Genomic DNA, 26,647 nt, shown 5'->3' with positions numbered 1-26,647 from the left:
CGATATGCCGCACATTACGGTCCTCAGCAAGGGGGCGCGGATCACCGCGGGGGTGTTCTGCACGCTCTTCCTGCTGAACAGCGCCACATGGCTGGCGATGGACATGGCGGAGCACGGGTTCGGGGCGCTGTGGGATTCCTGGACGGGGCTCGGGCCGCACGTCGGCGGCGCGATCACCGACCCGTACGCCGTCGGGCTGCTGGCCGTGCAGCTGGGCGCGGTGTGGGCTGCGTTCACCGGGGCGCGGGCGGCCGGCGGCCTGCTGGCCGTGGCGACCACGCTGACGTTCACCTCGGCGGTCCAGGTGTTCGTCAGCACGGGCCAGCACACGAGTGACAACCGCTGGTTCATCGGCGAAGTCGACACGAGCACGGACACGTTCCTGACCGTCTTCATCACCAGCGGCCTGCTGATCCTGCTCGGCCTGGTGTCCTGCATCGTGGTGGTGTCCGGGCTGCGGATGTGGCCGACGCGGCGGCCCAGTGATCCGCCGATGCGGCCGCTGCCCGCCGCAGCGGTGGCCGGCGCCGTGGTGTTCGGGCTGCTCGCGCTGTGCGCCGTGGTGTGGAACGTTTCCGTGCTGCTGCAGGACGGTATCGGCTCGCTCGACGTGATCTACCTGGGCCACGGCATCCTCCCCGCGCTGACGAGCGTCGGCCCCGGCTGGTACTACGTCACGCTCCTGCTGCTGTCCGTGGTCGCCGCCCTGCTCTGCGGCATCCGCGGGGTGTCGGCGCGCGGCTTCACCACCGGGCTCGCGCTCGTCCTGCTGCCGATCTCGCTCCTGAACATGATCGGCGCGCTCGGCGGGGGTTCCTTCTTCGAGCTGGGGCAGGTTCCCGCGTTCCAGGGCATCCTGTCCCGGGTCCTGATGGTCGTCGAACTCCTCGGCTCGATCGCCGTCCTGGCCCTGATGGGCCGCCCGGGCACGCCCGTCGCTGAGGAGTGGTCCCCGCCCGCGCAGCCCGGGATGCCCGGGATGCCGGGCCCGGCGCCGTACGGAACGCCGGGCACCCAGCCGTACGCGGCCCCCGGCCACCCGCAGCCCGGCTACGCGCCGCAGCCCCAGCCCGGCTACGCGCCGCAGCCTCAGCCCGGTTACGCACAGCCTCAGTCCCAGCCGCAGCCCGGCTACGGACCGCCCGCCGCCCCGGCCCCGGGATTCGGCCCGCCCGCCGACCAGTCCGCCACGCCGCCGCAGGCCCCGCAGGGCCCCTACGGCGCTCCGCCCGTACCGCCCGCCCCGCCCGCCGGCGGCTTCGGCCCCCCGCCGCAGGGCTGAGGCCCCGCCGCAGGGCTGACCGCGTCCATGGATCGAGGCTGACCCGGAGTTCGCAGGCCGCCCCCGTAGGGTGACGGCATGGCTGTAAAGGTTTCCCGGCCGCGTGGCCGGCGACTGGTCGCGCTCATGGCCGTGCTGGCCGTGCTGCTCGGCGGCGGTTCGTGGGCGGCGGTGGCCGCTCCCGACGGCCCGTCCGCCGCCGTGCAGCGCCAGGACCAGGTCCTGGCGCTGCCCGAGAAGCCCGGCAGCAAGGCCACCGTCCGGATCGACACCTCCTACTTCACCAGCACGGCGGTGCACGGCCGCCGCCCCGCGGTGCTGCTCGGCCACGGCTTCGGCGCCAGCAAGGCGGCGGCCAGGAGCCAGGCCCAGCAGCTGGCGCGGGCCGGATACGCCGTACTGACCTGGTCGGCACGTGGCTTCGGCCGCTCCACCGGCAAGATCGGGCTGAACGACCCGGAGGGCGAGGTCGCCGACGTCAGCGGGCTCATCGACTGGCTGGCGAAACGTCCCGACGTGCGGCTGGACAAGCCCGGCGACCCCCGCGTCGGCATGACGGGCGCCTCGTACGGCGGCGCCATCGCGCTCCTCACGGCGGGCCACGACCGCCGCGTGGACGCCATCGCCCCGCAGATCACGTACTGGAACCTCGCCGACGCGCTGTTCCCCGACGACGTGTTCAAGAAACTGTGGGCCGGTTACTTCTTCACCACCGGCTCGGCCCCCGTCACCACCTCGGTGCCCAACCCCGCCCGCGGCGTGGCCTGTCACCGCTTCGAGCCGCAGCTGTGCCGGATGTACGAGCGGGTGGCGGTCTCCGGGAAGCCGGACGAGGCGGCCCGCAAGATGCTGGAGAGCCGCAGCCCGAAGGCGATCGCCGACCGCATCAAGGTGCCCACCCTGATCACCCAGGGCCAGTCGGACTCGCTCTTCCCGCTCGGCCAGGCCGACGCCATCGCGAAGGCGGTCGAGAAGAACGGCGCACCGGTCGCGGTGGACTGGATCGAGGGCGGCCACGACGGCGGCGCACGCGAGGAGGCCCGCGTCCTCGCCCGTACGGAAGCGTGGTTCGCCCGCTATCTGAAGGGCGAGCGGGGCACGGACACCGGGCCGGCGTTCCGGATCAGCCGGGCCGGGGGCCTGGACGCCCGCGACGGCGCCTCGCGGCTGCGCGGCGCGAGCGGGGACAGCTACCCGGGCCTGCGCGGCGACCCGCGGTCCGTGCCGCTCGCCGGCCGCGAGCAGACGCTCGCCAACCCCGCGGGCGGCGACCCGCCCGCGATCTCCTCGGTCCCCGGCATCGGCGCCGCGCTGGGCGGCCTGAGCGCGCTGGGCAACGGCCCGTCGCTGGACTTCCCCGGCCAGTACGCGCGCTTCGAGTCCCGGGCGCTGAAGAGCCCCGTGCAGGTCACCGGCTCGCCGACGGCGAAGCTGCGGGTGGCCAGCGACAGCGGCGAGGCCGTGCTGTTCGCGAAGGTCTACGACGTCGGGCCGGACGGGCGCAGCCAGTTGCTGCCGCACCAACTCGTGACGCCGCTGCGGGTCACGGACGCCAAGGACGGCCGTACGGTCTCCGTCCGGCTCCCGGCCATCGACCACGAGTTCGCCGCCGGGCACCGGATGCGGCTGGTGGTGGCCGCCACCGACATGGCGTACGCCTCGCCTGCCGAGCCCGCCGTCTACAAGGTCGCGCTCGCCGGGAAGCACGCCCTCAGCGTGCCGACCGCGCCCGGCGTGCACACCGCCGCCACCCCGCTGCCCTGGTGGGTCTGGGGCCTGCCGCTCGCGGCCGTACTGATCGCCGCCGCGCTGCTGCTCACCGGGCGGCGCCGCACCACGCCGCCCGCGCCCGACCCGGACCTGGCCGACGTGCCGCTGCGGATCACCGGCCTGACGAAGAAGTACCAGGGCGCCGTCGACCGGTACGCCGTCCAGGACCTGACCTTCGGCGTCGACCGCGGGCAGGTGCTCGGGCTGCTCGGGCCCAATGGCGCGGGCAAGACCACCACGCTGCGGATGCTGATGGGCCTGATCACGCCGGACGACGGCGAGATCCGGGTCTTCGGGCACGCGGTGCGGCCCGGCGCGCCGGTGCTCTCGCGGGTCGGCGCGTTCGTCGAGGGCGCGGGCTTCCTGCCGCATCTGACGGGCCGGGAGAACCTGGACCTGTACTGGCGGGCCACCGGCCGCCCGGCCGAGGACGCGCACATCGACGAGGCGCTGGAGATCGCGGGCCTCGGCGAGGCGCTGCAGCGCGCCGTCCGTACGTACTCCCAGGGCATGCGGCAGCGCCTCGCCATCGCGCAGGCCATGCTCGGCCTGCCGGACCTGCTCATCCTGGACGAGCCGACCAACGGCCTGGACCCGCCGCAGATCCGCGAGATGCGGGACGTGATGACCCGTTACGCGGCCGGGGGACGGACCGTGATCGTCTCCAGCCATCTGCTGGCGGAGGTCGAGCAGACCTGTACGCATCTGGTCGTCATGGACCGGGGCCGGCTGGTGCAGGCCGGGCCGGTCGCCGAGATCGTCGGGACGGGCGACACGCTGCTGGTCGGCACGGCGGCGCCGGTGCCGGACGGGGTGGTGGAGAAGGTGGCCGCGCTGCCGTTCGTCACCTCGGCCGTCCCCGCCGACGACGGGCTGCTCGTCCGCCTCGACGGCACGGCCGGCACACCGGAGCTGCTCGCCGAACTGCTCCGCCTCGAGGTGCCGGTGGAGCGCGTCGGGCCGCACCGCCGCCTGGAGGACGCCTTCCTCACCCTGATCGGAGGGGACCGATGAGTACCGCAGCACGCCCGGCCGGGCCCGCGGCCGGCTACCGCGCGGGGCACACCCTGCCGCTGCGCGTCGAAGCGCTGCGGCAGCTGAAGCGGCGCCGCACGCTGGTGGTCGGCGTGGTGCTGGCCGCGCTGCCGTTCGTGCTGGCCGCCGCCTTCGCGATCGGCGGCGACCCGGCCGGGCGCAACAACCGGATCACCCTGATGGACACCGCGACCGCCTCCGGCGCGAACTTCGCGGCCACCGCGCTGTTCGTCTCGGCCGGGTTCCTGCTGGTGGTGCCGGTCGCGCTGTTCTGCGGAGACACGGTCGCCTCGGAGGCGAGCTGGTCCTCGCTGCGGTACCTGCTGGCCGCGCCCGTGCCGCGGACCCGGCTGCTGCTGAGCAAGCTGACTGTCGCGCTGGTGTTCAGCGCGGCGGCGATGGTGCTGCTGCCGCTGGTCGCGCTGGCCGTGGGCACGTACGCGTACGGCTGGGACGCGCTGCGGCTGCCGGGCGGCGGGGTGCTGCCGGCCGGGGACGCGGTGCCGCGGCTGGCGCTGGTCGTGGCGTACCTCTTCGTCTCGCAGCTGGTGACCGCGGCGCTGGCGTTCTGGCTGTCGACGGTGACGGACGCGCCGCTGGGCGCGGTCGGCGGCGCGGTCGGCCTCACCATCGTCGGCAACGTCCTGGACCAGGTCACCGCGCTCGGCAACTGGCGCGACGTGCTGCCGGCCCACTGGCAGTTCGCCTGGGTGGACGCGCTCCAGCCGAAGCTGGACTGGACCGCCATGGCCCAGGGCTCCGCGGTCTCCGTCTCCTACGCGCTGGTCCTCTTCGCCCTCGCCTTCCGCGGCTTCCGGACGAAGGATGTGGTGTCGTGACGGGGGCGGGGGGCCGGCTCCGCTGATCGCGGGAGCGCGGTTCTGCTGGTCCTCTTTCCGGAAGCCCCGTTGGGCCGGGCGGGTGCTTGCCCAGCGGGGCGCGCAACCCTTGCGCGGTGCGGCGTGTCTGCTCGTGTGAGGTCCGCACAATGCGGATGTATTCCGGAAGAAGAGGACATTCGATGATCCGTAAGGCTTCGCGAGCTGTCACCGTCTCCGCTCTCTGTGCCGCCCTGCTCGGCGGCGGCCTGACCCTCGCGGCGTCCGCGCCCGCCGCGCCCGCGGCCTCCGGGGAGAAGGCCCCGGCCCGTTACAACGCCGAGCAGGTCCACCACTTCCTGCAGGGGTTCTACGGCAACCACGGGCCCCGCCAGTGGGAGCGGGTCAACATGGTCGGCGACGAACTGAAGAAGCGCGCCGAGAAGAACAAGAAGTACGACGTCCTGCTCTGCGCGCAGAACAACCCGCGGGACATCTCCATCGGCTGGGTGACGACCGCGCAGTCCGCGGGCGTCGGCTGGGCGACGGTGACCACCAAGTGGGCCCATGGCCCGAACCAGCGTTTCACCGCGTACGTCGGCCTGGACGCGAGCAAGCCGATCAAGCTCATCCAGATCGACTGCAGCCCGAGCCGCTGACGGCCGGCGCCTTCCTCCGTACCGGCCGCCCGGGGGCCGGTACGGAGGTGCCGCGCCCGGTCGGCCGACCGGTTTCACTGCATCTGGACCGTATTCTCTCGGTATGACCTGGACGAGCGCGCTGAAGCAGACCGCCCGCTCCGGGCTGAGCGTCGAACGGGCCAAGCTGACGCCGCTCATCGCGGTCCGCGGCGCCGCCGGTGTCGCGCTCGTCGTCGGGGGCTGTCTGTGGCTGGGCTCCCCGGTGCTCGCGGTCTCCGCCGCCTTCGGTGCCTTCTCCGCCGCCATCGCCACCTTCCAGCGCAGCTGGCGGCCGCGCCCGCTGCTGGCGCTGGCCGTCGCGGGCGGCCTGTCGGTCTCCACCTTCCTCGGCTATCTCGCGGCGTCGCACACCGTGCTGTTCGTGCTGCTGCTCGGCGCCTGGACGCTGCTCGCGGGGCTGTGCTGGGCGGTCGGGCCGGTGTCCGGGCTGATCGGCACGCAGACGGTCGCGGTGATGCTGGTGACCGTCACCCTGCCGACCTCCGTACTGGGCGCCCTGGAGCACGCCGCGCTGATCGCGGCCGGCGGCTGCGTACAGGCCGCGCTCATCCTGCTCTTCCCCATCCGCCGCTGGGGGCGGCAGCGGGACGCGCTGGCCGACGCGCTCGCCGCCGAGGCCGACTACGCGCGCCGGCTGCGCCACGACCCGGTGGCCCCCTTCGACCCGCAGCCCCTGATGGACGCCCGGCTCGCCTCCCGGGTGACGCCCCGCCAGGCCCGCCGCCGCCCCGCCCAGCTGCACGGCCCCCGCACCCTCGCCGAACAGGTCCGCCCCGCGCTCGCCTCGCTCGCCGACCCCGTCGTCGGCGCCCCGCTGGAGGGCCCCGAGCGGGACCGCGCCCGCGAACTGCTCGGCGCCGCCGCGACCGTGCTGGACGCGGTGGCCGCCGCCATCCGGCACGCCCGGCCGGTGCGGCTGCCCGCCGACGCCCTGCAGGCCCTGGAAGTACCGGAGTCCGGCGACATGCTGACCGGTCCGGCGCGCCGCTCGGCGGCCCGGCTGCTGAGCCTGCTGGCCGACGCCGTGGAGGCCGCCGAGGAGCCGGTCGAGCCCGCCGGGTCCGTCTCCGACGGCGACCGGCCGCACCTGCTGCGCCCCGCCGTCCACCGTCAGGTCCCGGTCGTGCTGCGGGCCGTCCGCCGGGAGCTGCGCTGGTCCTCGTTCGTCCTGCGGCACGCGCTGCGGGTCGCCGCGGTGGCCGCGGCCGGCTACCTCATCGGCACCGCGCTGCCCTTCGGACACGGTTACTGGGCGCCGCTCGCCTCCGTGATGATCATGCGCCCCGACTTCGCGCAGACCTACCAGCGCGGCATCGCCCGCTTCATCGGCACCCTCTTCGGCGTCGCCGTCGGCGGCGGGGTGATCGCGCTGTTCCACCCGGGGCAGTACGTCGACGCGGGGCTGGCCATCGTGTGCGCCTTCCTGATGTACCTGCTGCTGCGCACCGGCGTCGCGGTCACCTCGGCCTGCGTCGCCGCGTACGTCGTCTTCCTGCTCGGCATCGCGGGCGCCGGCTGGGAGCAGACCGTGCAGGAGCGGGTGGTCCTCACCCTGCTCGGCGGCCTGCTGGCGACGCTCTCGTACGCGCTCTTCCCGGCCTGGGAGACGTCCCGGCTGCGCGAGCGGCTGGCGGAGTGGCTGGAGGCGGGCGGCCGGTACGCCGTCGCCGTCCTGGAGATCTACGCCCGGCCCGCCGAGCGCCGGCCGCGCCGGGTCCGTGAGGCCCTGCTCGACCTGCGTGCGGCGCGCGTCGCGTGGGTGAAGAGCGGGGAGCGCGCCGGGCAGGAGCCGGTGCGGCACCGCGGACTCTCGCAGGGCGCCACCCAGGCGGCGGAGACGGCCCTCAACGCCATGGGCCGGGTCACGATGCTGATGGAGGCTCATCTGCCGGGCCCGGACGCGGAACCGTCGCCGGGGGCCGACGCGTTCGCCGCCGAGCTCGGGCCCGCGGTGGCGCACGCGGCCCGCGCCGTCAGGGAGGGCGGCGACCTGGACTGGTCCGGGCCGCACCGGTGGCTGGCCGTCTGGGACGCCGAGACGGAAGGGCAGGGCGTGGCGCTGCGCGCGGCGGGCCTGCTGGTGGACGCGCTGGACGACCTCGCGCAGGCGCTGAACCGGACCGGCCGCTGAGGGCTGGTCCGTTCGCCCGGGGCCGGACGGCGAGCAATTCTGCGGCGCCGGTAGGGTAGGTAATTGCCCGTTATTGACGTCATTGCTGCCGTCTGGGGCGCGATGTCGGGGGGTTCCGTGCGCCGCGCCGCGGGCGTGTCCGCAGTCCGAGCCGAAAGCGAGCGAGCGAACTCCTCATGGCGTCCAGCACTTCCTCCGGCGGTACGTACGACATAGGCATCGACCTGGGGACGGCCAACACCCTGGTCTACGCCCGCGGCAAGGGCGTGGTGCTCAACGAGCCGTCCGTGGTCGCCGTGAACGCGGCGGGCGAGGTCGTCGCGGTCGGCACGGAGGCCAAGCGCACCATCGGCCGCACCCCGTCCGGCATCACCGCGATGCGGCCGCTCCAGGAAGGCGTGATCGCCGACTTCGACGCCGCCGAGCGGATGCTGCGCGGGCTGATGAAGAAGGCGCTGCCGGGCCGCCGGTTCTCCCGGCCGCGGGTGGTGGTGTGCGTGCCGTCGGGCATCACCGGCGTCGAGCGGCGCGCGGTCATCGACTCCGCCAAGCGCGCGGGCGCCCGCGAGGTGCAGCTGATCGAGGAGCCGATGGCGGCCGCGATCGGGGCCGGGCTGCCGGTCGCCGAGCCGGTGGGCTGCATGGTGGTGGACATCGGCGGCGGCACGACCGAGGTCGCGGTGGTCTCCATGGGCGGCCTCGTCACCGCGCAGTCCGTGCGGGTCGCGGGCGACGCGATGGACGCGGCGATCACGGCGTACGTGAAGAAGAAGCACGCGCTGGCCATTGGGGAGCGCACCGCCGAGGACATCAAGATCGCGGTCGGCTCGGCGCTGTGGACACCCGAGGAGGACGCCGTACCGGAGCCGCCCGCCGCCGGCGACGGCCCGGACGACGCGGAGGAGACGGCGGAGCTTCCCGTGCCCGTACGCCGCGATGCCTGCACCGTCCGCGGCCGGGACCAGGTCAACGGCCTGCCGCGGACCCAGGAGATCACCGCGGAGGAGATCCGGCAGGCGCTCGCCGAGCCGGTCGACGCGATCGTCCAGGCCGTCCGGCGCACCCTGGACGCCTGCCCGCCCGAGCTGTCCGGCGACATCATCGAGCACGGCATCGCGCTCACCGGCGGCGGGGCGCTGCTGCGCGGCCTGGACCGGCTGCTGAGCGAGGAGACCGGCGTGCCCGTCGTGATCGCCGAGGACCCGCTGCACTGCGTCGTGGCGGGCACCGGCAAGTGCGTGGAGGAGTTCGCCACGATGCACGGCCTGATGGCGGACGCCAGGACGCAGCCGCGGCGGACCGTACGCCTATGAGAACCGTCAAGAAACCCCACCGCGCGGTCAACTCCCTTTGACGCGCGGCAAAATGACGTACCGGGCCGCCGTCCCGCAGGTGACATCGCGGCTCCCCTGAGGTGTGCGCCAAGCGGACAACGATGTCCGCTCAGCGGGTCTAAAGCCTTTCACCTGCGGGGACATGACCCGGCGTCAAGGAGTGATCAAGTCCGGTTATGCTGAGGGCGGCTCAGCGTATTGGCAGTTACCCATGGTGACTTGTGTGTTGACGCTGCCCTCACCGCTGCGCCCGTGGACTTCCCCGTATCTTTCGATTGGTTGAGGGTGCTGATGGTTCGAGAAGGATCGTCGCCCGGAGGGCAGCGACCCGCTTCGGCGCTCGGGTGGATACCGCCGGCGGCACTCACCGTGATCGCCGCTGTCGTCGCCGCCGTCCTGGTCCCCTCCGCCGCGCTGACGCCGGTCCTGTGGACGGGGGGTGCCGCCACCGTCGCGGTGGCGCTGCTCTCCGCCGAGGTCGCCCGCCGCGGCCGCGCGCTGACGGCGCTGCGCCGCAGCTCCGACGCGCAGGCCGCGGTGCTGGCCCGCCAGGAGGCCGCCACCGTACGGCTCGCCGGAGAGCTGCTGCCCGAGGTCGTCACCCGGCTCGGGCAGGACGAGTTCCCCGAGGACGTGCTCGCCTCGATGACGGACCGGCTGGACCGGGAGGCCCGCGAGTCCGGCCTGACCCCCGAGTTCGCCGCGGCCCACCAGGCGGTGCTGCGCTCCGTCCTGGAGGCGGTCGTCGCCGAGGAGGACCTGCGCGAGTCCGCCCAGCGCGCGTTCGTGAACATCGCCCGCCGCGTCCAGGCCATCGTCCACCAGCAGGCGCAGGAGCTGCGCGGCATGGAGGACCGGCACGGCCAGAACCACGAGGTCTTCGGCGACCTGCTCCGGCTGGACCACGGCACCGCGCTGATCGGCCGCCTCGCCGACTCCATCGCCGTACTGGGCGGCGCCCGCCCCGGCCGCCAGTGGAGCCGCGCCGTCCCGCTGTTCAGCGTGCTCCGCGGCGCGATGTCCCGGATCATCGACTACCAGCGCGTCGAGCTGCACTCCGTCTCGGAGGTCGCGGTCGTCGGCCAGGCCGTCGAACCGCTCATCCACGCGCTCGCCGAGCTGCTGGACAACGCCACCCGTTACTCCCCGCCGCAGACCCGCGTCCACCTCACCGCGGTCGAGGTGCAGTCCGGCATCGCCGTCGAGATCGAGGACGGCGGCGTCAGCATGAGCGAGGAGGCCCGCAAGCGGGCCGAACGGATGCTCCAGCAGGCCCAGGAGGGCATCGACGTCAACGACCTGGGGGAGACCCCGCGGCTCGGCCTCGCGGTCGTCGGCCGGCTGGCCCAGGCGTACGACTTCCAGGTGTCGCTGCGCACTTCGGCGTACGGCGGCGTGCGCGCCGTCCTCATCGTGCCGCAGGACCTGATCACCACCGCGCCCGCCACCGGCCGGGCGCACGGCATCGGCGCCTCCTCCGGTCCGCTGAGCGAGCGCACCGTGCCCAAGGCGTCCCAGCGGCCGGCCACCGGCCCCGTGCCCTCGGCGCCCGCGACGCCGGCGACGCCCGCGGCGCCCACCGCGCTGCCCCGGCCCGAGGACACGCAGGAGGACGTGCCGGTGGTGGCCGGGCGGACCGCGAACGGTCTCCCGCAGCGTCGCCGCAAGTCCCGCGCCACCGCGCCGGCGGCCCAGACCAGGCCGCAGGCGTCCACCGCCCCCGACACCGCAGACCAACGGTCCTCCGCGCCGGAGGCAGCTCCCGAGGTGCAGCCCGGCATGTGGCTGGCCGCCTTCCAGAGCGGTCTCTCCGGAGAACCGGGCGGGGCCGCCGGGCCGAAGAGTGACGAGTCGTCGGAAAAGAGTGAGTTGCCATGATTCAGCACCGGGCCAACATGGACTGGATGCTCAAGGACCTGGCGGAGAGCGTCCCGCAGACCCGCAACGTCGTCGTGCTGTCCTCGGACGGCCTGCGGATGGCCCAGTACGGCACGGACACCGACACCGCCGACCGGCTGGCGGCCGCCTGTGCGGGGCTGCAGTCCCTGGCCGGCGCGGTGTCCGCCGAATTCCCGCACAGCGACGGCAAGATGCGCATGGTCGTCATCGAACTGGACGGCGGCTTCTTCTACTTGATGGCGGCGGGCGCGGGCGCCTATCTCGCGGTGTTGGCCGACGAGGGCGTGGACGCCGGGCTGATCGGCATGAAGATGCGCGACCTGGTGGCCCGGATCGGCGAGCACCTCAGCAGCCCGCCGCGCGGCGAGGGATCGGCCGCGTGAGCGGAGCGGGCCAGGATTGGGAGGACGAGAGCCCCGAACGGCTCTATGTGATCACCGGCGGGCGCTCCGGCGCCGCCGCACAGACCTTCTCCCTCGACCTGGTCACGCTGATCGTGGCCAAGGCCGCCCCGCGACCCGGTATCCAGCCCGAGCACGCCGCGATCATGCGGCTGTGCCACTCCCCGCTGTCGGTGGCGGAGCTCTCCGCCTATCTGAAGCTACCGGTCAGCGTGGTCACCGTGCTCCTGGGCGACCTGCTGGCCGACGGGCGGGTCGTGGCGCGCGCGCCCGTACCGCCCGCAGAACTTCCGGACCGTTCCCTTATCGAGGCGGTGATCCATGGACTTCAACAGCTCTGACCCGGTCGCCGGGCAGGCGCTCGCCGCGCAGCCCGTGGCCGGACAGGCGCTCGTCGCCGAACCGGTCGCCGGCCCGCGGAGCGAGGACACGCTGCCCGACTCGGCCACCGCCGCGGTCAAGGTGGTGATCGTGGGCGGTTTCGGGGTCGGCAAGACGACCCTGGTGGGCGCGGTCAGCGAGATCCGCCCGCTGACCACCGAGGAGACGATGACCCAGGCCGGCGTCGGCGTCGACGACACCCTGGGCATCGAGCGCAAGACCTCCACGACCGTGGCGATGGACTTCGGGCGCATCAGCCTCAACGAGGAACTGGTGCTGTACCTCTTCGGCACGCCCGGCCAGCAGCGCTTCTGGTTCCTGTGGAACGGCCTGTTCGACGGCGCGCTGGGCGCGGTCGTCCTGGTCGACACCCGCCGCCTGGAGGTCAGCTTCGACGTCATCGGCCGCCTGGAGGAACGCGGCGTCCCCTTCGTCGTCGCGATCAACTCCTTCCCGGAGGCCCCCAAGTACGACATCGAGGAACTCCGCGAAGCCCTGGACCTCCCCCCGGAGGTCCCGATCGTGGACTGCGACGCGCGACTGCGGACTTCGAGCCGGGATGTCCTGATGGCTCTGATGCACTACCTGCACAGCCTCGCGCTCACGAAGGAGGCGTCGTAAGCCGGTAACGGTGTCCGCGCCGCGGTTCGCGACGCGGACACCGGTCCTCAGCCGGCCCGCGGCACCACCGTCATCGGGACATGGTCGGGGTGGACCATGGCCGAGGTGGCCTTGCGCGGGGTGTGCCCGGGGACCGGGGCAAGGGTGTACCGCTGGAGGATGGTCGCGATGGCGATGGTGGCCTCCGTCCAGCTGAAGGCGTCGCCGATGCACATCCGGTTGCCGGCCCCGAAGGGAAAGAACGACTTGCGCGGGATGTCGTCGCGCAGCCAGCGGTCGGGGTCGAAGTCGTCGGGGTTCTTGTACAGCTCCGGGTGCCGGTGCACGGCATAGAGGCTGAAGGCGACCTCGGTGTCCGCGGGGATCCTGTACGTGACCCGTTCGCCGTCCGGCCGGGTGTGGGCCAGCTCCACCGGTTCGGTGGTCCGGCGCATCAGCATGGTGACGCCGTACAGGCGGATGATCTCGTCCAGAACCCGCTTGACCGTGCCGAGCCGGGGGACGTGCTCCATGGTCACCGGTCCGGCGCCGACCACTTCGTCGATCTCGGCCAGCAGCTGCTTCTCGACCTCCGGGTGCCGCCCCACTTCGTGGAAGAACCAGCCCAGCGTCGAGGCGGTGGTCTCGGTGCCGGCGAACAGGATGGTCACCAGCTCGTCCCTGACCTCCTCGTCCGTCAGCGCCTCGTCGGTGTCCGCGTCCCGCGCGTCCAGCAGCAGCGCCACCAGGTCGTCCCGGCGGCCCTCCTCGGACCGCCGGGTGTCGGCGACCACCTGGTCGATGACCGCGCGCATGTCCCGCGCCGCCGCATCGAACTTGCGGTTCGCCGGGATCGGCAACCCGTCCAGGAATGTGGGGAAGGCCGCCCGCAGCAGCATGTACTTGAGGATGACCGGCAGGTTCCGGCGCACCGATTCCACGGCCGGCTGGCCGAGGTCGGCGGAGAACATCACCTCGGCGAGCGTACGGATGGTGTATTCGCCCATGACCTGTTCCAGGGCCAGCTGCTGCCCCGGCTCCCAGGAGTCGACCAGGTCCTGTGCGCGCTCGCTCATCACGGCCGCGTAACCGGCGATGCGCTCCTTGTGGAACATCGGCTGCATCAGGCGCCGGTTGCGGCGGTGCACCGGGCCGCTGGAGGTCGCGAGTCCCTTGCCCACCAGGGGCTCGACACGGGTGTAGAGCCGGCCCTTGACGAACTTGGAGGCGTGGGTGACCAGCACCTCGCGGATGAGGTCGGCGTCGGTCGGTATGTACACGGGCATCGTGCCCAGGTCCACCCGGACCAGCGGCCCGGTCTTCGGCAGCGACTGCAGGAAGTCCAGCGGCCGGCGGGCCAGCGACAGGGCGTGCCCGATGAGCGGCACCCGGCCCGGGGCGCGAGGGATGTTCCGCGTGTCGACAATCACCAGGAGAATCCATTCGTTACGCCGACGCGCGCGCCGACCAGTGGGGGAGTGGCGGGTCGGCGCCGCCGGTGCGCCGCGGTGCCGTCGAGCCGGTCCAGCACGTCCCACCACCAGGCGATGGAAGGGATGTCCACCGGGCCCGTGCCAGTGGGTGTCGTGCTGAAGCGTGCGGGCAGCGCCGCCGGGTCGTCGGGCGTGGTGTACCGCACGGACGTGATGCCCCAGTCCATCGAGCCGCGCACGAAGTGGCCCAGGTCGGCGAGGTACTGCCGCAGCTGGGGGCTTCCCTGTGCCCTGAGTGTCGCGCACAGGCTCTGGAACAGGACCATCACGCGGTCCCGCTGGCCGATGGCCTCGGTCAGGGCCTGATCGGCGGTCAGGCCCCGGTGGTGCTGCAGCACACGGATGACGTTGAGGTAGTAACCTCCCGTCTGGCCCCGCTCCCTGACCTCCTTGTGGTACGAGAACAGGTCGTTGTCCCAGCAGATCACGAAGGACGCCGCCTGGGCCGCGGCCCGTATGCCCGGCAGCGCCCGCTCCTCCGGGCGGAGTTCATAGCCGTGCGCCATTTCCAGCATCGGCAGGACGACCGTGGTCGCACCGTCGTAGAGCCGCATCAGCGTGTAGTCGTCGAGGTCGGGCACGTTGCCCGCGATGCGGTGCGACGCCTCCCAGATCACCGACAGGAAGTACTCGCGCAGCGCGTCGATCCACGCCTTCGTCTGCCCGGCGGTGCCGTACTCCGCCACCCTGGCCCGCAGATCCCGCAGTCCGCGCGCGAGGGGGTCGTCGGTGAGGATGTCCGCCTCGGGATGCTCGGCGATCCACAGCAGGCGCTGCAGGGCGGCGTTGAGCGCGCCCGGCTCCAGGCCGAGTTCCCCCTCTTCGCACAGGCCGTCGTCCACACCGAACAGCCACAGGACGAAGTCGCCGAGGACCTGGACGACCTCGGGCCGGCCCGAGGGCAGGATGCGCGCCGCGAACGAGCCGATCTCCTGTGTGACCAGCCGCTCGCGCAGTCCTTCGGAGCCGATGCGGAACGCGTGTGCCCATGCCGCGGTCCGCGCGTCGATGTCGGCGTGCAGCGGGTGGATCGCCGGCGGTATGGGGGCGTAGGTCGGGGGGACTATGAGCGCGCTACTCACTCCGGCCGCCTTCCTGTCGGATGCGCGATACAGCGCACACCCAGCGTGATCAACAACCGCATGGTACGCATGGCCCAAAAATGATCAATAGGGCTAACATCACGTGTGCACACGGACGCGAAGGGGAAGACCGCCCAGATCCCTCAACTGGCCTCTGACCGGCAGTTTTCAGGGCAACCGGAATGGCCCGCGGGGCGGCGGAATGTCGCGCTCCGCGGGCTTTGTGGTGGCGAAATACGGCGAAAACCCGCCGCCTACGCGGTGGTTGACGCGGCGCCCGTGACCGGGCAGCCCGCTGCTGCCGCCGCGCGCCGACTGTGGCCGGAGAGCGTACCGGAGCTGAGTGCCGCGGGCGGACGCGGCTGGAACCGTACAGGCAGCTTCGACAGGCGCTTGGAGAGGAGCACGTAGTCCCAGCGCACCTCGTCCTGGGCAACGGCGAGTTGCATGTCGGGCAGCAGCGTGAGCAGGGTGTCGATGCCGGTGTCGGCGATGGCCCGGCCGATGTCCTCGCCGGGGCACCTGTGCGGTCCCGCGCTGAAGGCGAGGTGCGACCGGTTGCCGTGCACGGGCTCCGAAAGGTCGGGCCGGATCTCCGGGTCGGTGTTCGCGGCGCCGGGGCCGAGGAGCAGCATGTCGCCGGCCTCGATCCGCCAGCCGTCGAGAGTGGTGTCCGCGTTCGCCCAGCGGCCGGGTACGACGGAAATGGGCAGCTCGTCCCAGAGCATGCCCTCCAGAGCGTCGCTCAGGGTCATGTGGCCACCCGACAGACTCGCGCGGAAACGCCGGTCGGTCAGGATCATGTGCAGGGTGTTCGCGATGAGATTCGCCGTGGTCTCGTACGCGGCGATCAGCATCAGCCGCAGGTGTCCGAGGACCTCGTCGTCGGAGAGAGCGGACTCGTGCGTGCTCAGCCAGCTCGCCAGGTCGTTGCCCGGCCGGGCCTTCTTGGCATTCAGCAGCCGGACCAAAGCGGTCTTGATGATGTCGTTGCTTGCGGCGGCCGTGTCGCTGCCGGTCATCAGGTCGCGGGCCGCGTCCGCCAGTCGCGGTCCGTCCGCCTCGTCCATGCCCAGGAGCCGGGTCATCACCAACATCGGCAGCCGCTCGGCGTACTGGCCGACCAGATCGGCCTCGCCGGCATGGATGAATTCGTTGACGAGCATCTTGGTGTAGCGGCTTACGTAGCGGCGTATCCCGTGCCGGTCGAGGTCTTCCAGACTGTCGGTGACGGCTGTCCGCGTTCGCGCGTGCGCCCGGCCGTCCGTAAAAACGCAGGTCGGTTCCCAGTCGACCGTGGGGCCCAGGGGCCAGGCGGCGGGCACCCGGTCGGCGAGATTCCACAGCCGGGAGTCGCGGCTGTAAGGGTACGGCGTACGGGCGACGTCGAGGTTGGCCTGGTAGCCCAGCACCAGCCAGACCGGCAGGTCTCCCGGCAGCAGTACGGGAGCCACCTGGCCGTACGTGGCGCGGAGCCGGGCGAACAGCGCCGCCGGGTCCGCGGCCTCCGGTCCGTACAGCCGGAGCAGTCCGTCCGGGTCCTCGTCGCTCAGGGGCCGGCCCACATGCGCCTTCAACTCGAACCGGGCGCGGAGGTGTTCGGGTATCGGGATGGTCACGGTCTCTCCGGCGTGATGAGGGGGGCGGACGAGGGGAGCGGCATCACGCGGCGCGGGTGCGACCGTTGTCGTGCACATCCGGATGACAGGATCCAGCGTCGAAGGCGTACCAGGCGTGATCCACTGCGTCAGGCTAACAGCACGCAGTTGCCGCCCGGTTCGGCGCTTCGCCCCGCACGGTGCGCGGCGGGCCGGGGCGGCTTCGATGCGCTGCCCCGGCCCGCCACGGATCGGGCTGTCAGTCCGTCTGCCGCAGCCAGGCGGTGGTGTCAGGCGGCAGCAGTCCGCCGGTCAATGGGCCGCTGCACAGCAGCAGTTCACCCGCCGGAAGCGGCACCGGATCGCCCGACAAGTTCGTCACGCAGCGCCACCCCGTCGACCGTCCGAAGTGCACGACCCCCGCGGCGCCGTCCTCCGTTGCCTCGTCCGGCGCCGACAGCCACTCCAGCGACTCGTCGCCCTGCAGGTCCCGGCGGAGCCGCAGGGCCGACCGGTACAGCTCCAGCGTCGAGTCCTTCTCGCCGTCCTGGGCCGCGACCGACAGCTCACCGAAGGAGGCCGGCTGCGGGAGCCAGGCGCCGCCGGGGCCGAAGCCGTACGAGGGGCCGTCCGCGGTCCACGGCAGCGGCACCCGGCAACCGTCCCGGCCCTTGCGGGTGTGTCCGGTGTTCTCCCAGACCGGGTCCTGGAGCGCATCGGCGGGCAGGTCGGCGACCTCCGGCAGGCCCAGTTCCTCGCCCTGGTAGAGGTAGGAGGCGCCGGGCAGCGCCAGCATCAGGAGCGTCGCGGCGCGCGCCCGGCGCAGCCCCAGCGCCCGGTCCTCGGCCGGCCGGGTGCCGCCGGACAGCAGCCAGGCGTCGGTGTCGGTACCGGGCGGCAGCGCGAGCCGCGAGGCGTGCCGGATCACGTCGTGGTTGGAGAGCACCCAGGTCGCCGAGGCGCCCGCGGCGGCCGCGGTGGCCAGCGACTCGGTGATCACCTTGCGCAGCGCGGCGGCCGACCACTCGGCCTGCAGATACTCGAAGTTGAACGCCTGCCCCAGCTCGTCGGGCCGGGTGTACAGCACCCGCCGGGAGTTCTTCACCCATGCCTCGGCGACCGCCATCCGCGGCGGCGTGTAGGAGTCCAGCACGATCCGCCAGTCGCGGTAGATCTCGTGCACCTCGTCCCGGTCCCAGTGCGGGTGGGTGCCGTCCGGCAGCAGGTCGTGGTCGCCCTTGAACTGGTTCTCGCCCATGTCCCGCAGCGGCTCGGTGAGGTCCTTGGCCAGCCCGTGCGCCACGTCGATGCGGAAGCCGTCCACACCGCGGTCGGACCAGAAGCGCAGCGTGTGCCGGAAGTCCTCGCGTACCTCCTCGTTGGTCCAGTCGAGGTCCGGCTGCTCGGGGGCGAAGAGATGGAGGTACCACTGGCCGTCCGGGACCCGCTTCCAGGCGCTGCCGCCGAAGCGGGAGACCCAGTCCGAGGGCGGGAGCTCGCCGTTCTCGCCGCGCCCGTCCCGGAAGACGTACCGTGCGCGGGCCGCCGAGCCGGGCGGCGACGCCAGCGCCTCCTGGAACCAGACGTGCTGGTCGGAGGTGTGGTTGGGCACCAGGTCGACCAGGACCTTCAGCCCCAGCCGGTGCGCCTCGGCGACCATCGCGTCGAAGTCGGCGAGCGTGCCCAGCCGCGGGTCGACGTCCCGGAAGTCGGCCACGTCGTACCCGCCGTCGGCCAGTTCGGAGGGGTAGAAGGGGCTCAGCCACAGCGCGTCCACGCCGAGCGAGGCGAGGTGGGTCAGCCGGCCGGTGATGCCGGGCAGGTCGCCGATGCCGTCGCCGTCGCTGTCGGCGAAGCTGCGCGGATAGACCTGGTAGATGACGGCCTGCCGCCACCAGTCGGGGTCCTGCGAGGACAGATCGGGGGAGGCGGGGACGGTCACGAGTACTCCTTCGGAAAGCAGATCGGACGGGGATGTCGCACGCGCGGTCATCCCTTGACCGCGCCGTCGGTCAGGCCGGAGAGCACGGCGCGCCGGAAGACGAGAACAAGGAGGGCGATCGGTACGGTTGCCGCCATCGCCCCGGCGAAGATCGTTCCGTACGGGATCTCGTACTGGCTGCTGAAGAGTGCGATGCCCACGGGCACGGTCCGGTAGGCGTCCTCGCTGTTGAACGTGAGCGCCATCAGGAACTCCGTCCAGGTCGCGGTGAAGGTGAAGACGCCTGCCGTGAACAGCGCGGGCCGGGCCTGCGGCAGGATCACCGAGAGCAGCGCCCGGGTCGGCCCCGCGCCGTCCACCGTCGCCGCCTCCTCCAGCTCGTACGGGATGGAGAGCAGCGAGTTCCGCAGGATCCAGATCGCGAACGGCAGGTGGAAGGCGGTGTACGGGATGATCAGGCCCCAGTAGCTGTTGAGCAGGCCCAGCTCGCGCTCGACCAGATACAGCGGGGTGACCACGGCGATCGTCGGGAAGACGGAGATCATCAGCAGGCCCGTCATCACGGGGCCGCGGCCGCGCATCGGCGTGCGGGCCAGCGCGTACCCGGCGAACAGCCCGAGCCCCAGGACGATCGCGGTGGCGCTGACGGCCACCACCGCGCTGTTGAGCAGATAGCGGTCGAAGCCCGCGAAGCCCAGCGCCAGCCGGTAGTTGGCCAGCGTCGGGTCGAGCGGCACCGGCGTCGGCGGCAGCGTGCCGTTCTCCCGCGCCGTCTTGAAGGACGTGACCGCCATCCACAGCAGCGGCAGCGCGGTCACCGCCACCAGCACCAGCGCGCCCAGGTTCACCACGTTCACATAGCGGCGCACTCCCGTACGCCGGCGGCCGCGCCTCATGCCGCGCCCCCTTCGTCGACCTGGCTGCGGAACATCCGCAGGAACAGCAGGCAGCCCGCGATGACCAGTACGCCCGTACTGGTGGCGATCGCCGCGCCCATCCCGATGTCGAGGTTCTGGAACAGCGTCTTGTAGCCGAGCACGGCGAGCGACTGGGTGGCCGTGCCGGGACCGCCCTGCGTCAGCACGAACGGCAGGTCGAAGATCCCGAACGCCTGCAGCACCCGGAAGAGGACCGCCACCGACACCACGGGGCGCAGCGCGGGCAGGACGACGTTCCAGAAGGTGGCCCAGGCGCCCGCGCCGTCCATCTCGGCGGCCTCGTACCGCTCCCGCGGGATGCGGACCAGCCCCGCCAGGATGATCACCGCGACGAACGGCGTGGTCTTCCAGATGTCCGCCACCGCCATGCCGGTGATCGCGGGTACGGGCGTGCCGAGGATCACCGGCGGCTGGTCCAGGACCAGCCCGAAGAGCCAGGTCACCGCGCCGAACGTGGCGTCGTACAGGAAGTCCCACAGCTGCGCCGAGACCACCGTGATCAGCGACCAGGGGATCAGCAGCAGCGCGAGGATCCAGCCCCGCCCGGCCTCCAGCCGGTCCAGCAGCACCGCGGCCGCGATGCCGAGGGCGATCTCCACGGCCACCGTCACCAGCGTGTACCCGACCGTGAAGGCCAGCGCCTCCAGCCACACCGGACTCGCCAGCATCGTCGTGTAGTTGCCGAGCGTCCACTCCTCGACGCGCACGCCGCCGAAGGTGAAGCGCACGTCGCTGAAGCTGAGGACGACGGAGTAGACCACCGGGAAGAGCGTCACCAGCGCGATCACGGTGAGCGCCGGGGCGGTGTAGAGCCAGCCGGTACGGGCGCGGCGGCGGGCGATGCCGGCCGGGGGACGGGCCTTCCCGGGGGCGGGCGAGGGGGAGTGGGGCGCGGGCCGGGTGTCCGGAGCGGCCGTCGGGGAAAACGTCACAGCGCCTCCCCTCGGAGCGCCGCGCGCAGATCGCCGCGGGCCCGGGCGAGCGCGCGCGGCACGCTCGTACCCCCGCTGAGCACCTCGTTGACCCGGGTGAACACTGCCTTGCTGACCATCGGGTACTCCGGGGTCCGGGTCGGCCGGGCGACCAGCCGTACGTCACGGGCCAGCGCGAACGCCGGGTTGGACGACCGCGCCACGGCCTTGCCGTGCAGCTGGGACAGGAGCGGCGGCAGCACGGCGGCCTCGCGGGCCAGGATCGACTGCCCCTCCTCCTCGGCGAGGAAGCGGGCGAACGCCAGTGCCGCGCCGAGGTGCCGGGAGTGCGGATTGAGGTAGTTGCACCAGCCGCCCAGGCAGCTGCGGCCGCCCGTGCCGCCCTCGAAGCCGGGCCGCCGCATCACCCCGATCTTCCCCGCCACCCGCGAGGACGCCGGGTTGTCTGCGACGCCCCAGGCGTACAGCCAGTTGCGCAGGAACACCGAGCGGCCGCTGGTGAAGGCGTCCAGGCTGTCCTGCTCCACGAAGGTCGTCACGGAGGATGGGGTGACCCCGCGCGCGATCAGCTCCCGGAGGTAGGACACGGCCCGCACGCCCGCCGGGCTGTCGAAGGTGACCGTGCGCGCGTCGGGGGAGAGGATGCTGCCGCCCGCGTCGGCGACCAGCTCCGCGACGTTCGCGGTGAGCCCCTCGTACACCGTGCCCTGCCAGACGAACCCGAGGTCGGCGTCGCCGGCCCGCTGGATCTTCGCGGCGGAGGACGCCAGCTCCTCCCACGAACCGGGCGGCCGCAGCCCGTGTTTGTGCAGCAGATCCTTCCGGTAATAGAGGAACGCCTCGTCCAGATAGAGCGGGAAGGCGTACACCGAGCCCTGGTACGTCAGCGCCCGCACCAGCTCTTCGGGATAGCGCTGCCAGTACCCTTTCGGCAGCAGTGGATCGAGCGGCACCGCCAGCGAGTTGTACGCGAACTGGGCGGGCCAGGCGATGTCGCCCATGTAGACATCGGGGGACGGGCTGCCGCTCGTCACCTGCGTGGTGAGGGTCGCGCGGGCCACGTCCGTGGTCGGCGGCGCGGCGATCAACTGCACCGTGATGTTGCGGTACTTCCGGCGGAACGCCCTGACCAGCGCGGGTCTCAGGTCGCTGCCGTCACGGGCCGCCACCCGCCCGGCCCACCAGCGGATGGTGACCGGGCCGCGCGGTATCCCGGCGGCCCCCGAGAGGTCGGGGCCGCGGGCGACGGCCCGTCCGCAGCCGGCGACGGCGGCCAGCGAGGCGGCGGCCCCGGTGGTGGTGCGAAGAAGGGATCTGCGGCTCAACGGCATGACGACGCGCTCCTGATGGAGGGGTGGGATCGCTGCTGCCTGACAACGCTTGCACGCTAGAAGTGGCCCCAGGGGCTGTCAATGGACCGCGCAGCATCGAAAGGGCCGCCCTCCCGCACGCCGCCTGCGACTGTCCTGCGACTCTCCCGCTCGCCGTCTGTACGAAGAACCGGAGTGAATGGCGGCGTTGGAGCGAAGTGCCGGAAATCTCCCGGTGGTAACGCTGTCACCGTCCGGGTTCATGTCCCCTACACCTGTGCTACGTTCCGGACCATGCCTCCAGCGCAGCGCCACCCCACCATGGCCGACGTGGCCGAACGGGCGGGGGTCTCGGTCTCCACGGTCTCGCGGACCCTGCGCGGGCTGTCCACGGTCTCGGAAGAGGCCAGGGCGAAGGTCGAGGCAGCGGCCCGCGAACTGTCCTTCGTCATATCCCGCCAGGCGTCCAGCCTGGTCACCGGCAAGACCGGCACGGTCGCCGTACTCGCGCCCACCCTCGGCTCGTGGTTCGTCGGCCAGGTGCTGCGCGGCCTCAGCGAAGTGCTGCGCGACGCGGGCCTGGACCTGATGGTCTACAGCGTCGCCGACCTCGCCGAGCGCGCCGCCTTCTTCGACCGGCTCCCGGCCCGCCGCAACGCCGACGCGCTCCTGGTCGTCTCCTTCGACCTGACGGAGGCGGAGTTCGCCCGGCTGGACGGCCTGGGCGTACCGGTGGTGTACGTCAGCCAGCACGCGCCGGGCCGGGCGAGCGTGTACGTCGAGGACGTCGCCGCGGCCCGGAGCGGCACCCGCTACCTGCGCGGCCTCGGCCACCGCCGGATCGCGTTCGTCCGCGCGTCCCCCGACACCGGCTTCACCTGCAGCTCGCGCACCCGCCTGTTCGGCTACCGCGAGGCGCTCGCCGAGGCACAACTCCCGTACGACGAGGACCTGGTGGTCGCCACCTCGCGCGGCCGGCGCAACACCGCGGAGGCGGTCGGGCGGCTGCTCTGCCTGGCCGACCCGCCCACCGCGGTCTTCGCCGAGACCGACGAGATCGCCATGGAGGTGCTGTGGGTGCTGCGCTCCTCCGGCATCGACGTGCCCGGCCGGATCTCCGTCCTCGGCTTCGACGACCACGACCACGCCGAGTGGCTGGACCTCACCACGATCGCCCAGCCCGCCGTCGAGGTCGGCCGCGCGGCCGGCACCCTCGCGCGCACCCTCATCGACGACCCGGCGACGGACCCGGCGCGGCATGTCGTACTGCCGACGCATCTGATTCCGCGGGGGACCACGGGGCCCGCGCTGTTCCAGGAGTCCTTCCAGGAGTCTTCCCGGGAGTCCTTCCGGGAGTCTTCCCGGGAGTCCTTCCAGGGGTCTTCCCGGGAGCCGGACGCCGGGGAGGCGTGACGGTCTCCCGGCCCCTGGGCCTCTTCGCCGTGTCGTCCCCATGGATGCGTACGGACGTGTACGTGCCCTGCCGGAGCTCGCCCGACCGGGGACGGTAAGGAGGCCGTCCCGGGGAACCGGATATGACACACCGGGTCGAATACAACCCTTCCCAGGCATATGAGTGTCTTATCTCGTGGACCCGCGGACTCAGGGTCCACCGTTCCTGGGGGAAGGACTCACCATGCGAAGCACCCGTCCCGCGCGCCGCCGCACCACGGTCATCGGTACGGCCGCCGCCGCGCTCCTCGCCACCTCGGCCGCCATCCCGGCCTTCGGCGCCACCACGGCGCCGCCCGTCCGGCCCGCGGCGCAGGCGGCGGTCCAGCCAGTGCGCGACGGCAGCCCCGAATCGACCGTGGACCGGGTCGCGGACTTCTACGGCGCGTACATCGACGCCGTCTACGACGAGGACGGCCGGCTCGCGCACGAGCTGCGGAACCACTACCTCCGCGCGGACCTGCGCAAGCGCCTCGCCGTCTGGGAGGAGAAGAACCACGCCGACGGCGTCCTGCGCGCCCAGAACGTGCCGGTCAAGTGGTCCGTGAACTACGACGGTTCCGGCACCGGCAGCGCGTACACGATCGTCACCCTGACCTGGGACTCGGGCAGCCACCCGAGCACGTCCCGGCTGGCGGTCCGCAGCTCGCTGGAGACCCGCCAGATCACGGACATCAAGGAGGCGCCGCGGAGGTGAGGCGCGCGCAGCGCTGCTGCACCACCGGTTATTGCGGATTGTGCGGGGACTCGTCGGGGGGCGGGTCCCCGTCCCGTGGGTGCCGCGGCGCGCGATGGTGGACGTAATGGATCACATGGCGCTCCGGGTGGTCGTGGAAATGCCTCCCCAGCAACGCGCCGCCGAAGACCACGAAGCCGACCCCGACCAGCCAGCACTCCACGATCAGTACCGTGCCCACCGCGCCGTAACTGACCGCGTTGGTGACGATGAGCGGCGCGAAGACCAGGTACGAGAAGGCGCGCAGGCCGACCAGGCCCGCCATGGTCGCGACGGCGCCCGGCAGCAGCGCCCGCCACGCGACCTGCTCGCCGAGCAGGAACCGCTGCCCCCACCAGAAGAAGCCCACGCCGGCCAGCAGATTCAGCCCGATCCGCAGCGGTTCCGGTATGGCGCCGCGGGACTGCACCTCGGCGTAGAGGTACGCCATCAGGACGGCCAGCCAGACGATCTGCCGCCAGGCCCGGTGCCACGGTCCGACCGACAGGCTCCAGGTCTTCTCGTACCCGGTCTGCACGCTGCCGGCGAAGGTCAGGCCGAAGACGGCGAGCGCGACGAGGCTGAACGCGCTGGTCGTCGCGACCGCCTGGCGCGGCGCGGTGAAGACGCTCTGCACGGCGTCCGCCGAACGCCCCGACAGCGCCATGCCGTCGACCAGCCACAGGGCGAAGCCGCGGTGCTGGACCGGGACGGCCGCCGCCACCACGATCAGCAACGGCACGAGCGTGACCAGCCCGAGCGCCCCGAACCCCATCGAACGGTGCAGCAGCTCCAGCTCCATCCCCCGCTGCCGGAACCGCCGCACCCGCAGACGGCTCCGGAGGCGGCGCAAGGGGTGGCGCAGCACCGGGGGGCGCCGCCGCCCGGCGCCCTCACCCATCGTGGCGGTCCACGTCATCCGTGCCATCAACGCCGTCATCAACGCCGTCATCCACGTCGTCATCCACGTCATTCACGTCGTCCATCGTGATGACGACCTTGATGTCGTCGTCCCGCGCGGTGAACGCTTCCGGCGCGCGGGAGAGCGGCACCCGCCGGGTGATCAGGCGTTCCAGCCAGCCGCGGTCGGCGGCGGCCAGCGCCTCCGCGGCCTGCCGGTAGTGCCGCAGATTCGCGTTCACCGAGCCCACCACCGCGTCGTTCTCCAGCACCAGGTCCCGGTTGACCATGCCCGCGTCGATCGTGAGCTGCCGCCCGGTCGGCGAGACACCGGTCAGGCACACGATCCCGTACGCCGCCGTCCCGGCCATCGCGTCGAAGACCAGGCGCCCGGCCCCGGTCGCCTCGATGACGACGTCCGGCCGGACCGCCTCCATGATCCGGTCGATGTCCTCGCTGTGGTACGTCGCGCCCAGGTCACGCACCAGAGCGGGCTTCGGGCCGCCGGTGACCCGGTCCAGTACGTGTACGTCCAGTCCCCGCTGTACTCCGAGGAGCGCGGCCAGCAGCCCGATCGGACCCGCGCCGGTCACCAGCACCCGCCGGGGCTCGAACCAGGCCCGGCCCCCGACCCGTTCCACCTGTTCCCACGCCTTGGCCACCACGCTGGTGGGCTCCATGAGCACCCCCACGCGCCGCAGCCCGGCATCGAGCCGCACGGCGTACTCGCATTCCACCGTCCACGCCTCGCTCGCGTAACCGTCCCGCTCGTTGATGCCCCGCTCGGTGTAGCGCCCGTTCCGGCACATGTCGAACTCGCCCCGCGCACACGCCCCGCACGGCTCCGGATCGGGCCGCCGGACCACGCCCACCACCAGGTCACCGCGGCGGAACCCGCTCCCGGCCGGCGCCTCGCGCACGCACCCGAGCGACTCGTGCCCGAGCACGAGCCGGTCCCGCCCCGGCGGCGCCGCGCCGTACTCGCCGGCCACGATCTCCTTGTCCGTACCGCACACCCCGACGGCGAGCCCGTCCACCAGCAACTCCCCCTCACCGGCCACCGGCCCGGCCACCTCCCGCACCTCCAGCGAACCTGCCTCCAACGGCCGGACGGTCAACGCACGCATCCTGATGAGCCCTTTCGTCACTCGGTCACGGCCGGCCGACGGCCGCTCGGCCGCCCGCAGCCACTGCCGCGTCGGTGGCCGCTCGGTTGCCGCGGTCACTGCCGCGTCGGTGGCCGCTCGGTCGCCGCGGTCACTGTTGCGTCGGTGGCCGCTCGGTTGCCGCGGTCACTGCCGCGTTGGCGGCCACCGGCCTGGCGGCGACGGCCGGACACGGCGAGTACCCCCGGCCCCCCGCTCCAGACCGACACCCCTCGAAGCGCCCGCCCGACCCCCCCATTCACCCCCCACCCCACCCCCGCCGTCATCCCCACACGCCGCTGTCCCCTACGGGACCCCACCCACGGACGCACCCGGAGCCCTTGTCGGCCGTGAGGCCGGACGGGGCGTGGTCGATCAGTAGCGGCGGCGTTCCGCCGGCGGCCTGAGCACGCTCGGCGCGGTGCTCGGTGAGCGTGACGGGTCGCTCCAGGGCGCGTCGCTCGGGGGGCGCCGGTGCGGCGGCAGACGGGCGCGTCGGGATCGTCCGGGGGCCGTACGAGGCTGTAGCGCGTACCCGTCGGTCATGGCACTTGGCCAGTAAGGCGATGTGCTGCGCAATGGCAAAGCCCCCACCGGCGTTTACGCTGATGGGAGCCGACTTGCGCCCCGGCAGGACTCGAACCTGCGGCCAAGTGCTTGGAGGAGAGTACTCCACTCGGACGGCGGTGCCTCTCTGACCTGCAGGGATGCAAGGCGCAGTAAGTCTTTGGGGACCAACTTCGACATGTATTCGACAGAGAAGGGCTGCAGGCGCCCTCCTCTGCACC

21 protein-coding genes are annotated in these 26,647 nt (G+C 72.6%); 12 read left to right on the top strand and 9 right to left on the bottom strand.

All coding sequences use genetic code 11. The annotated features are described in order from the left end of the window. Positions 1–4 precede the first annotated feature (4 nt). From ACIGXO_RS14460 to ACIGXO_RS14415, 10 genes are all read left to right on the top strand, one after another. Entirely contained in the window at positions 5–1,282 is a 1,278-nt protein-coding gene (locus ACIGXO_RS14460; protein WP_399785325.1) for a hypothetical protein, read from the top strand. Positions 1,283–1,360: 78 nt separating this feature from the next. Further along, a complete protein-coding gene (locus ACIGXO_RS14455; protein ID WP_399785322.1) occupies positions 1,361–4,066 on the top strand; it encodes an alpha/beta fold hydrolase in 2,706 nt (901 codons plus the stop codon). Continuing rightward, positions 4,063–4,926 carry an ABC transporter permease gene (locus ACIGXO_RS14450; protein WP_399785319.1) on the top strand — a complete coding sequence of 288 codons (864 nt, stop codon included), beginning with the start codon at positions 4,063–4,065 and terminating at the stop codon, positions 4,924–4,926. Before ACIGXO_RS14455 ends, ACIGXO_RS14450 begins: the two co-directional genes overlap by 4 nt. Before the next feature lie 182 nt (positions 4,927–5,108). Further along, positions 5,109–5,564 carry a hypothetical protein gene (locus tag ACIGXO_RS14445; RefSeq protein WP_399785316.1) on the top strand — a complete coding sequence of 152 codons (456 nt, stop codon included), beginning with the start codon at positions 5,109–5,111 and terminating at the stop codon, positions 5,562–5,564. 103 nt (positions 5,565–5,667) lie between these two features. Beyond that, positions 5,668–7,737, top strand: coding sequence for an FUSC family protein (locus tag ACIGXO_RS14440; protein WP_399785314.1), 2,070 nt, complete (start codon positions 5,668–5,670; stop codon positions 7,735–7,737). 176 nt (positions 7,738–7,913) lie between these two features. After that, complete coding sequence (locus ACIGXO_RS14435) at positions 7,914–9,050, top strand: rod shape-determining protein (RefSeq protein WP_399785311.1); 1,137 nt, start codon at positions 7,914–7,916, stop codon at positions 9,048–9,050. A 312-nt stretch (positions 9,051–9,362) separates the two neighbouring features. Next, entirely contained in the window at positions 9,363–10,949 is a 1,587-nt protein-coding gene (locus tag ACIGXO_RS14430; RefSeq protein ID WP_399785308.1) for a sensor histidine kinase, read from the top strand. Further along, positions 10,946–11,353 carry a roadblock/LC7 domain-containing protein gene (locus ACIGXO_RS14425; RefSeq protein ID WP_030249885.1) on the top strand — a complete coding sequence of 136 codons (408 nt, stop codon included), beginning with the start codon at positions 10,946–10,948 and terminating at the stop codon, positions 11,351–11,353. The genes ACIGXO_RS14430 and ACIGXO_RS14425 overlap by 4 nt, the downstream gene beginning before the upstream one ends. Continuing rightward, the gene (locus ACIGXO_RS14420) at positions 11,350–11,712 is read left to right on the top strand and encodes a DUF742 domain-containing protein (protein WP_030249882.1); all 363 of its coding nucleotides are present in this window, start codon (positions 11,350–11,352) and stop codon (positions 11,710–11,712) included. Before ACIGXO_RS14425 ends, ACIGXO_RS14420 begins: the two co-directional genes overlap by 4 nt. Further along, positions 11,693–12,373, top strand: coding sequence for a GTP-binding protein (locus tag ACIGXO_RS14415; protein ID WP_399785303.1), 681 nt, complete (start codon positions 11,693–11,695; stop codon positions 12,371–12,373). The genes ACIGXO_RS14420 and ACIGXO_RS14415 overlap by 20 nt, the downstream gene beginning before the upstream one ends. A gap of 47 nt (positions 12,374–12,420) precedes the next feature. Here the strand turns inward: ACIGXO_RS14415 and ACIGXO_RS14410 are convergent, their stop codons facing one another. The 7 genes from ACIGXO_RS14410 to ACIGXO_RS14380 form a co-directional block, all read right to left on the bottom strand. Continuing rightward, on the bottom strand, positions 12,421–13,782 hold the full coding sequence (locus tag ACIGXO_RS14410; protein ID WP_399785299.1) for a cytochrome P450: 1,362 nt from the start codon (positions 13,780–13,782) through the stop codon (positions 12,421–12,423). Continuing rightward, on the bottom strand, positions 13,779–14,927 hold the full coding sequence (locus ACIGXO_RS14405) for a selina-4(15),7(11)-diene synthase (protein ID WP_399785297.1): 1,149 nt from the start codon (positions 14,925–14,927) through the stop codon (positions 13,779–13,781). The genes ACIGXO_RS14410 and ACIGXO_RS14405 overlap by 4 nt, the downstream gene beginning before the upstream one ends. Before the next feature lie 254 nt (positions 14,928–15,181). After that, positions 15,182–16,546, bottom strand: coding sequence for a cytochrome P450 (locus ACIGXO_RS14400; protein WP_399785293.1), 1,365 nt, complete (start codon positions 16,544–16,546; stop codon positions 15,182–15,184). Between the two features lie 238 nt (positions 16,547–16,784). Further along, a complete protein-coding gene (locus ACIGXO_RS14395) occupies positions 16,785–18,518 on the bottom strand; it encodes an alpha-amylase family glycosyl hydrolase (protein WP_399785290.1) in 1,734 nt (577 codons plus the stop codon). Beyond that, on the bottom strand, positions 18,515–19,363 hold the full coding sequence (locus ACIGXO_RS14390) for a carbohydrate ABC transporter permease (RefSeq protein ID WP_399785287.1): 849 nt from the start codon (positions 19,361–19,363) through the stop codon (positions 18,515–18,517). Before ACIGXO_RS14390 ends, ACIGXO_RS14395 begins: the two co-directional genes overlap by 4 nt. Continuing rightward, the gene (locus tag ACIGXO_RS14385; RefSeq protein ID WP_399785285.1) at positions 19,360–20,337 is read right to left on the bottom strand and encodes a carbohydrate ABC transporter permease; all 978 of its coding nucleotides are present in this window, start codon (positions 20,335–20,337) and stop codon (positions 19,360–19,362) included. Before ACIGXO_RS14385 ends, ACIGXO_RS14390 begins: the two co-directional genes overlap by 4 nt. After that, positions 20,334–21,668: an extracellular solute-binding protein gene (locus ACIGXO_RS14380; RefSeq protein ID WP_399785282.1), complete on the bottom strand. Its 1,335-nt coding sequence runs from the start codon at positions 21,666–21,668 to the stop codon at positions 20,334–20,336. The genes ACIGXO_RS14385 and ACIGXO_RS14380 overlap by 4 nt, the downstream gene beginning before the upstream one ends. 273 nt (positions 21,669–21,941) lie before the next feature. Here ACIGXO_RS14380 and ACIGXO_RS14375 point away from each other — a divergent pair, with 273 nt between their 5' ends. Both ACIGXO_RS14375 and ACIGXO_RS14370 read left to right on the top strand, forming a co-directional pair. Next, positions 21,942–23,060 carry a LacI family DNA-binding transcriptional regulator gene (locus ACIGXO_RS14375; RefSeq protein ID WP_399785279.1) on the top strand — a complete coding sequence of 373 codons (1,119 nt, stop codon included), beginning with the start codon at positions 21,942–21,944 and terminating at the stop codon, positions 23,058–23,060. Positions 23,061–23,283: 223 nt separating this feature from the next. Beyond that, positions 23,284–23,796 carry a hypothetical protein gene (locus ACIGXO_RS14370; RefSeq protein WP_399785276.1) on the top strand — a complete coding sequence of 171 codons (513 nt, stop codon included), beginning with the start codon at positions 23,284–23,286 and terminating at the stop codon, positions 23,794–23,796. Positions 23,797–23,824: 28 nt separating this feature from the next. Here the strand turns inward: ACIGXO_RS14370 and ACIGXO_RS14365 are convergent, their stop codons facing one another. Then, positions 23,825–24,715 (bottom strand): ribonuclease BN, encoded by an 891-nt coding sequence (locus ACIGXO_RS14365; protein ID WP_399785676.1) that lies wholly within the window; start codon positions 24,713–24,715, stop codon positions 23,825–23,827. Further along, positions 24,708–25,841 (bottom strand): glucose 1-dehydrogenase, encoded by a 1,134-nt coding sequence (locus ACIGXO_RS14360; RefSeq protein ID WP_399785273.1) that lies wholly within the window; start codon positions 25,839–25,841, stop codon positions 24,708–24,710. Before ACIGXO_RS14360 ends, ACIGXO_RS14365 begins: the two co-directional genes overlap by 8 nt. Positions 25,842–26,647 lie beyond the last annotated feature (806 nt).

The sequence above is a fragment of the Streptomyces sp. NPDC053542 genome (assembly GCF_044544685.1).
GTDB lineage: Bacteria > Actinomycetota > Actinomycetes > Streptomycetales > Streptomycetaceae > Streptomyces.
This window is presented reverse-complemented; position numbering and strand designations above follow the sequence as displayed.